A 7,831-nucleotide genomic window follows, 5' to 3' on the forward strand; every position below is an offset into this window, starting at 1 on the left:
AGGATCAGCACGCGATTGTCGTGGACGAAGCAGGCGGCGCGGGCCGTACGGCCCTCCATGGAGATGCGGGCGGCAGGGTGGAGATGGCCGGCGACTAGGCCGGTTTTGCCTTTGACGGGCTCGTGCGAGAGGATGAGGCCGTCGAGTTCGAGTTCGGCGCAGCAGAGGCCGCCGATGGCGTGGGGCGCGGGGTCGTGATTGCCGGAGAGCCAGGTGCAATCCACGGCTTCGACGATGGCGTCGAGGCGGAGGCGCTCGGCATTGCCGAGGAGTTCGCTGGAATCGGCGCGATGAAAAGTGTCGCCCAAAGAGATCAGTTTCTTGGCGCCGGTGCGGCCGAGGTCGGCTGCGAGACGCGACAGGGTCATGCCCGTGTCGTAGGGCGGCAGCATTTGGCCGCGGCGGGCAAAGCTGGCCATTTTCTCGAAGTGGAGGTCGGCCACGAGCAGGGTTTGCCGCGCGTGCCAATAGAGCGCGCCGGACGGCAGAGGCTCGAAATTATGACCGGCGAAGCGCAGCAAAGGGGACTCGGTCGGTTGGACAAGGGCGGCGTTGTTCATATGGCGGCTATCGTGTCCGATCGAAAGGTCCCCTCACCCGGATTGCTGCGCAATCCTGCCATTCGAGCATAGCTCTCATGGCCTTCTCACTTCAAATCGCTCCACTGGAGCGATTTGCCCTGCGGGACAGTTCGAAGTCCCCCAAGGGAGAGGTGAAGGGTCAGAGTTCGCCGATGGCCTCGCGCAAAAGTTCCTCGGCAGCATCAGCCATAGCCGATTCGCGGGCTTCGCCGAAAATCGGCTCCTTGCCGATATCGAGCATGACCGGCACGGCGAGGGGCGAGATCTGGTGCAGGGGCTTGTGGACGATGTGGGATTTTATGCGGGCGAGCATGTTGCCGAGGCGCTCGATGTCGAGGAGGCCGCGGGCGGCGTCGCGGCGGGTGGCTTCAATGAGGATGTGGTCGGGCTCGTGCTGGTAGAGCACGTCGTAGATGATGTCCGAACTCATGGTGATCTGGCGGCCGGATTTTTCTTTGCCGGGATGGCGGCGCTCGATGAGGCCGGAAATGATCGCGCAATTGCGGAAGGTGCGCTTCATCAGGGCGGATTCATCGAGCCAGGCCTCGAGATCGTCGCCGAGCATGTCTTCGTCGAAGAGCTCATCGAGCGAGAGACGATTGGTGCGGATGAGGGCCGAGAGATCGCCGAGGCCCCAGACGGCGAGGGCGTATTCCGAGGCGACGAAGCCGAGGGGGCGGGCACGCATGCGTTCGAGGCGGCGGGTGAGAAGCATGCCGAGGGTCTGGTGCGCGAGGCGGCCTTCGAAGGGGTAGCAGACGAGAAAATTGTTGGTGCCGCGGGGGAAGGTCTCCACCAGAAGACTGTCGCGGCGGGGGAGGATGGAAAAATCGCGCTGCAGTCGGAGCCAGTCGCTGACCTGATTGGGCAATTTTCCCCACTCATCAGGGGTATCCATGATGCGGCGGACGCGCTCGGCGAGATAGGTCGAAAGCGGGAATTTTCCGCCCATATAGGATGGGATTTTCGGGTTTTGCGCGACGGCGCGGGAGACGAAAGCCTCGTTGTCTTTCATGCCTTCGAAGGCGACGATTTCGCCGCCGAACATGAAGGTGTCACCAAGGGAGAGCGTGCCGAAGAAGTATTCTTCCATTTCGCCGAGGACGCGGCCGCCGGCGCCGATGGGACCGGTGGTGCGGCCGCGCTTCTGCTCCTTGGAGCGGATGAGGCGGACACGGACCATGGGCTCTTCGATGATGGTGCCGATGTTGAGGCGATATTGCTGGGCCACCGAGGGGTGAGAAAGGCGCCAGGTGCCGTCGGGGTTTTGCTTGAGGCGCGCGTAGCGCTCATAGGCGCGGAGGGCGTAGCCGCCGGTGGCGACGAAATCGAGGACGCGATCGAATTTTGGGCGACTGAGGTCGCGATAGGGCCAGGCGCAGGTGACTTCGGCATAGAGGTCGTCGGCGAGGAAGGGTTCGGCCGAGGCCATGCCGAGGACGTGCTGGGCGAGGACGTCGTAGCCTCCGGGATGGGGATCTTCGCTATCCTGATGGTTTTCCGAGACCGCTTCCACGGCGGCTTCACATTCCAGGACTTCGAAGCGGTTGGAGGGGACGAGCAGGGCCTTTGAGGGTTCGTCGAGCCGGTGATTGGCGCGGCCGATGCGCTGCAGCATGCGGGACGAGCCTTTGGGGGCGCCGACCTGCACGACGAGATCGACATCGCCCCAGTCGATGCCGAGGTCGAGGGTCGAGGTACAGACGACGGCCTTCAGCCGGCCATCGGACATGGCCGCTTCGACCTTTCGGCGCTGCTCGACCGACAGCGAGCCGTGGTGGAGGGCGATGGGGAGCATGTCTTCGTTGATGTCCCAGAGGCCCTGGAAGAGCATTTCAGCCTGGGAGCGGGTGTTGACGAAGAGGAGCGTGGTCTTGTGCTGCTTGATCGTCTCGTAGAGCTCGCGGTGAGCGTATTTGGCGGAGTGGCCGGCCCAGGGGAGGCGCTCTTCGGTTTCGAGGATGGCCAATTCTGGGGGAGCGCCGCCGATCATGCGGAGGAGATCGGTGGGGCGATCGGGGTGGGGCTGGGCGATCCAATCGCGGAGGAGGTCGGGGCGGGCGACAGTGGCCGAGAGCGCGGTGATGCGCATGTCAGGCGCGAGTTTTGCCAAACGCGCGAGGCCGAGGGAGAGCAGATCGCCGCGTTTACTGGTGACCAGCGCGTGGAGTTCGTCGAGGACCACGCGGCGGAGAGTGCCGAACATGAGTTCGGCATGGGGGTGAGATATGAGAAGCGCGAGCTGCTCGGGGGTGGTGAGGAGGATGTGGGGCGGTTTTACGCGCTGACGGGTGCGCTTTGATGCCGAGGTGTCGCCGGTGCGCGCTTCGACCGTGATGGGCAGGTCCATATCGTCGATGGGGTTGGAGAGGTTGCGGTGCACGTCGACCGCGAGGGCCTTTAGGGGCGAGATATAGAGGGTGTGGAGCCCCTGAAATTTGCCATCGACCAGTTCGGAGAGGCTTGGGAGAAAGCCGGCCATGGTCTTGCCGGCGCCGGTGGGGGCGATGAGGAGCTGGCTGGCGCCGGACTGATAGCTGCGCAGCACGTCGAGCTGGTGCTGGCGCGGGGACCAGCCGCGCGCGGCGAACCAGTTGGCGATGATGGGTGGAAGGGTGGGGTCCACGAAAGTTGACAACAGGCACCTACTGCAAATCAGCGACAAGCCTATATGATGGGTTCGACACTGCCAAACGGAGCCGCCTGATGACAGAAGACAGCCGACCCGCATCCCGTTCCGGTCTGGAGCGCCTATTGGGCGATCGGCCGGGGTCTTTGGCGATCAAGCTGGTGCTGATTTCGCTGTTTGTCGGCTTCGTCATGACGGCGCTTGGGTTCAGTGCCGCCGACCTCGCCTATGGTGCCATGCAGATGGTTCGCGATGCCATCAAGGATGGTGGTGCGATGTTCCGGCAGCTTGGGACTTATATTCTCACCGGCGCGGCCATTGTGGTGCCGGTGTGGCTGATCCTGCGTTTGCTGCAGAGGCGCTGATGCTTGAGGGACGGCTGACGCTTACGCCAATCGATGCGCTGACCGAATTGACCTGGAAAGCGCAGGACCTGGCCGAGAAGGCGGACGGCCGGCGCGTGGCCATCGGGATTGCCGGTGGGCCGGGAACAGGCAAATCGACGCTCGCGGCGCAACTGGTCGCGGCGCTGAACGTGGCAAATCCAGGGTCGGCGGCGCTGGTGCCCATGGATGGCTTTCATATGAAGCATGCCAAGCTCGAGGGCCTGGGGCAGACCGATTTCAAGGGTGCGCCGCACACGTTTGAAGCGGGTGCGTTCGTGGCTTTTCTGCAGGGCCTCAAGGCGGCAACGGGGCCGGTGAGCGGACCGGGCTATTCGCGAAAGATCGAGGATACGGTCGAGGATGCCTTTACCGTGCCGGCGGAGACGCAGGTCCTCGTCGTCGAGGGCAATTATCTGCTGCTCGACACTGGGGACTGGGCGCAGGTGCGGCCGCTGCTCGATTTTTCCGCCTTTATCGTCGTGCCGCGCGAAATGGTGCGCGAGCGACTGATGAAGCGGCATGGCGAGGAAGGGCTTTTTTCCGAAGAGCGGAACCGGGCCCATATCGAGCGCAATGACCTGCCCAACTACGATCTGATCATGACGACGCTGGGGCGGGCGGATCTGGTGATCGACCTTGAGGTCGCCCAGTGAGGACCTGGTTTCTGGTCCTCGCCATTCTGGCCGGAGCCGGCGTCATTGCCGGCGCGATCATGTTGCGGCCGAGCCCGTTTCGGGAATGCGTCGAGATCATCTCGGCCGATATTTTCAGGCAGGACCTGACGGTGACGCTCGACCCGGACGATGTCGAGGTGCAGGCAGCGCGGATCTGCTCGGGGACAACCAGATAGGCTTGGCTGCGGGCTTGGCAATGCTAGAAGAGACGCGCCAACCGAGTCTCTTTCCATGAACGCCCCGCTTCGCCCCAAACATGCTTTCGACGTGCGCCATAGCGACGTCTGGAAGATCGCCCTGCCCGCTTCCATCGCCTTTATCACCGAGCCGCTGGTGGGGCTTGTCGACATCACCGTCATCGGACGGCTCGGCGATGCGGCGCTGCTCGGCGGGCTGGTGCTGGGGGCGCTGGTTTTCGACGTCCTGTTCTCGCTCGCCTATTTCCTGCGCATCGGTACGGCCGGGCTCGTGGCGCAATCGGTAGGGGCGAAGGACCCGCGCGACGGGCTGCTGCATGTCGGCCGGGCGCTGGTGCTTGGTGTTTTCATCGGGCTGGTGATGATCGCGCTTTCGGCACCGATCCTGTGGCTGTCGGTAAAGCTGCTGGCGCCCGATGCTCCAGTCGAGGCGGCACTGGCGGACTATTTCCACTGGCGCATCTGGGCCGCGCCATTTTCGCTGATCAACTATGCCCTGCTCGGTTGGTTCTATGGGCGAGCTGCGGCGCGGACCGGGATGATGCTGCAATTGCTGCTGCATCTGATCGATATCGCGCTGTCGATCTTCTTCGTGCACGGGCTTGGCTGGGGCGTGCCCGGCGCGGCCTTTGGCACGGTGATCGGCCAGGGCGTGGCGGCGTTGGCGGGCCTTGTCATTCTCACCCGACACTATGGCGGGTTGGCCGCCCTCTTGCGGCGCATTGCGCCGGGGGAATTGCGCGATGCGGCGGCGATCCGGCGCATGTTCGGGCTGAGCCGGGACCTGATGATCCGCTCGCTGGCGCTGATGGGGGCCTATGCCTGGTTTGCCGCGCAGGGCTCACGCATGGGCGAAGTGGCGCTGGCCGCCAATGCGGTGCTGCTCAACCTGCTGATGGTTGTCGGCTACTTTCTCGACGGGATTGCGCAGGCGGCGGAACAGCTGACCGGCAAGGCCGTGGGCGCGAACTGGCGGCCAGCCTTTGACCGGGCCTATCGGCTGTCAATGCTCTGGGGCATGGCGATTTCGCTGGGGCTCGGCGCGATCTGGTACTTTGGCGGGCCGTTCGTCATCGGGGCCATGACAACCAATGAAGAGGTACGGGCCTATGCGCTGGGCTATCTGCCGGTGGCGGCGCTCGCCACGCTGACCTTCATGCCGGCCTTCGTCTTTGACGGCATTCTCGTCGGCACAACGCTCAATGGCACCATGCGCAATGGCATGGTCGCCTCACTGCTGGTGTTTCTGGGGGCCGCGGCCGTGCTGCACCCGCTCTGGGGCAATATGGGCCTCTGGGCGGCGTTGCATTGCTGGTTCCTGGCGCGCGGCGCCTATTATTTCGTGGCGCTGGAGCGGCGGAAAGCCGGGCTGTTTACCTGAGGATGGAATTCCCGCTTTCGCGGGAATGATGTTGTGGGTGGGAGCGACTAAGGCGTTGCGTCGCCTCGAGCCCATTCGTCGGTCCTGGTGCCTACCAGCTCGGAAATATTGGTCTTGCCGGCCGAACGCACGCCGGCGACGAGGCCGCGCTTGATGCGGTCGAGCAGGTCGAGACCGCCAAAGACCATGGCCGAATAGAGCTGCACGGCGTTGGCGCCGGCTTCGAACTTGGCAAGGGCCGTCTGCGGAGAGTGAATACCGCCGACGCCGACCAGCGGCAGAGAGCCGACGCGCTGGCGCATCTGGGCGAGGCGCTGGGTCGAAAGCGAAAAGAGCGGCTTGCCCGAGAGACCACCGGTCTCGCCGGCATTTTCCATGCCGACAACGGGATCGCGCGAGATGGTGGTGTTGGAGACGATCAGGCCATCGAGATCGGTCGCAAGAATGACGCGGGCTATGCCATCCATTGCCGCCTCATCGAGATCGGGCGCGACCTTGAGAAGGACCGGGACACGGGTTTTCGCCTTGGCGCGGGCGCTCAGGACGGCGTCGAGGAGACGCGTGAGCGCTTCGTCGGCCTGGAGATTGCGCAGGCCCGGGGTGTTGGGCGAGGAAATGTTGACCGTCAGATAATCGGCGAGATCGGCGAAGCGCGTGACGCCCAGGACGTAATCGGCGACGAAATCTTCGCTGTCCTTGTTGGCGCCGATATTGACCCCGAGGGCGGCCGGAACGCGGAGGCCTTTGAGCCGCGCGAATGCGGCTTCGTGGCCTTCATTGTTGAAACCCATGCGGTTGATGACGCCATCGGCGGCGCTGACGCGGAAGAGGCGCGGCTTGGGATTGCCGGTCTGTGGGCGCGGCGTGACCGTGCCGATTTCGACCATGCCAAAGCCCATCAGCGCCAGGGCGCGGGGCACTTCGGCATTCTTGTCAAAACCGGCCGCCATGCCGACCGGGTTTTTGAGTTCAAGACCGCAGAGCGTCGTGGCAAGTTCGGCCGGATCCTTGTGCTCCTGGGTTGGCGCGAGGCCGAGGCGCAGGGCGGTGATGGTCGCGCCGTGGGCGGTCTCGGGGTCCATGCGCAGGAGCGTGTCGCGCGTCAGATTGGCGAGACCCGCATTGCGCAGCAGGGGAGCGAAGGCCGAGAAGATCATTTGACACCAGCGGGCAGGACAGAAGAACCATCATCGGCGACGCTGATCGGCTCTTCCCAGACGATGGACGAAAGGTTGAGCGGGCCGCCATAGAGATGGGGGAAGAGTTCGCCACCGCGCGAAGGCTCCCAGACGAGGTCGGCGCCCAGATCGGCGGTGCGGACGGCAAGCAGCAGCAGGCCCGACTGGCCGGCGAAATGGAGCCGTAGCGTTTCGGACAATTGTCCCGCCGTCGAAAAGTGCATGTAGCCATCTTTTTGGTCGATGGGCATGCCTTCGAACTGGCCGGAAACGCGCGCCGGCGTGAAGGCTACGGCAGTGGTGATTTTGTAGATCAGCTCGGGTGTCGACATGGGCGCGAACCTAGTTAAGTGATCAAGCTTGGGCAAGCACGAAGGGGCGGGCTTTACAGCGGGAAAGCAGGGCATTAATCTAGGATTAATTTCCTCACCTCCGACCAATTTCCTCTAGGCGGCTTCGACCATGCTTTCACACAGGGCCATCTGGGATGGTATCGACGCGCTGGCGCAGCGTCACGGCCATTCTGTGTCGGCCCTGGCGCGGCTGGCTGGGCTCGATGCGACCGCCTTCAACGTTTCCAAGCGGGTCAGCAAGGACGGACGCGAGCGCTGGCCGTCTACCGAGAGCATTTCCAAAATTCTGGAAGCGACCGGCGAGAGCTTTGACAGTTTTCTGAGCGGCACCGGGGCCTATATGCAGGTGAACCTGGCGCAGGGGCAGACCGTGCCGCTGCTGGGTCTGGCCCAGGCGGGTGCGGGCGGCTTTTTTGACAGCGCCGGCTTCCCGGCGGGCGAAGGCTGGGACG

General features: G+C 64.0%; 8 protein-coding genes and 1 pseudogene. 5 read left to right on the plus strand and 4 right to left on the minus strand.

From position 1 onward, the window contains the following. The coding region (gene pdeM, locus J0I64_RS07750; protein WP_291407022.1) for a ligase-associated DNA damage response endonuclease PdeM at positions 1-560 on the minus strand (560 nt) is incomplete at its 3' end. A gap of 160 nt (positions 561-720) precedes the next feature. Next, entirely contained in the window at positions 721-3,219 is a 2,499-nt protein-coding gene (locus tag J0I64_RS07755; RefSeq protein ID WP_291407023.1) for a ligase-associated DNA damage response DEXH box helicase, read from the minus strand. A gap of 68 nt (positions 3,220-3,287) precedes the next feature. Here J0I64_RS07755 and J0I64_RS07760 point away from each other — a divergent pair, with 68 nt between their 5' ends. Genes J0I64_RS07760 through J0I64_RS07775 form a run of 4 tightly spaced genes read left to right on the plus strand, consistent with a single transcriptional unit; the run spans position 3,288 to position 5,848 of the window. After that, a complete protein-coding gene (locus J0I64_RS07760; RefSeq protein WP_291407024.1) occupies positions 3,288-3,575 on the plus strand; it encodes a DUF6460 domain-containing protein in 288 nt (95 codons plus the stop codon). Beyond that, positions 3,542-4,249: a nucleoside/nucleotide kinase family protein gene (locus J0I64_RS07765; protein WP_291407025.1), complete on the plus strand. Its 708-nt coding sequence runs from the start codon at positions 3,542-3,544 to the stop codon at positions 4,247-4,249. Before J0I64_RS07760 ends, J0I64_RS07765 begins: the two co-directional genes overlap by 34 nt. After that, positions 4,246-4,446 carry a hypothetical protein gene (locus J0I64_RS07770; protein WP_291407026.1) on the plus strand — a complete coding sequence of 67 codons (201 nt, stop codon included), beginning with the start codon at positions 4,246-4,248 and terminating at the stop codon, positions 4,444-4,446. Before J0I64_RS07765 ends, J0I64_RS07770 begins: the two co-directional genes overlap by 4 nt. 55 nt (positions 4,447-4,501) lie before the next feature. Beyond that, positions 4,502-5,848 carry an MATE family efflux transporter gene (locus J0I64_RS07775; protein ID WP_291407027.1) on the plus strand — a complete coding sequence of 449 codons (1,347 nt, stop codon included), beginning with the start codon at positions 4,502-4,504 and terminating at the stop codon, positions 5,846-5,848. A 47-nt stretch (positions 5,849-5,895) separates the two neighbouring features. On the opposite strand, the gene J0I64_RS07780 is transcribed toward J0I64_RS07775, so the two are convergent. Further along, a complete protein-coding gene (locus J0I64_RS07780) occupies positions 5,896-7,005 on the minus strand; it encodes a quinone-dependent dihydroorotate dehydrogenase (RefSeq protein ID WP_291407028.1) in 1,110 nt (369 codons plus the stop codon). After that, complete coding sequence (locus J0I64_RS07785; RefSeq protein WP_291407029.1) at positions 7,002-7,358, minus strand: DUF952 domain-containing protein; 357 nt, start codon at positions 7,356-7,358, stop codon at positions 7,002-7,004. The genes J0I64_RS07780 and J0I64_RS07785 overlap by 4 nt, the downstream gene beginning before the upstream one ends. A 130-nt stretch (positions 7,359-7,488) precedes the next feature. Between J0I64_RS07785 and J0I64_RS07790 the strand changes: the two are divergent. Continuing rightward, positions 7,489-7,831, plus strand: a pseudogene (locus J0I64_RS07790) (helix-turn-helix transcriptional regulator); the annotation flags it as partial.

The sequence above is a fragment of the Devosia sp. genome, from assembly GCF_017307565.1.
Classification (GTDB): domain Bacteria; phylum Pseudomonadota; class Alphaproteobacteria; order Rhizobiales; family Devosiaceae; genus Devosia.

What these genes read in the sequence shown, in the direction of transcription:
- J0I64_RS07760 (WP_291407024.1), top strand. Translation starts at nt 3,288, where the DNA reads ATGACAGAAGACAGCCGACCCGCATCCCGTTCCGGTCTGGAGCGCCTA.
- J0I64_RS07775 (WP_291407027.1), top strand. Translation starts at nt 4,502, where the DNA reads ATGAACGCCCCGCTTCGCCCCAAACATGCTTTCGACGTGCGCCATAGC.
- J0I64_RS07780 (WP_291407028.1), bottom strand. Translation starts at nt 7,005, where the DNA reads ATGATCTTCTCGGCCTTCGCTCCCCTGCTGCGCAATGCGGGTCTCGCC.
- J0I64_RS07785 (WP_291407029.1), bottom strand. Translation starts at nt 7,358, where the DNA reads ATGTCGACACCCGAGCTGATCTACAAAATCACCACTGCCGTAGCCTTC.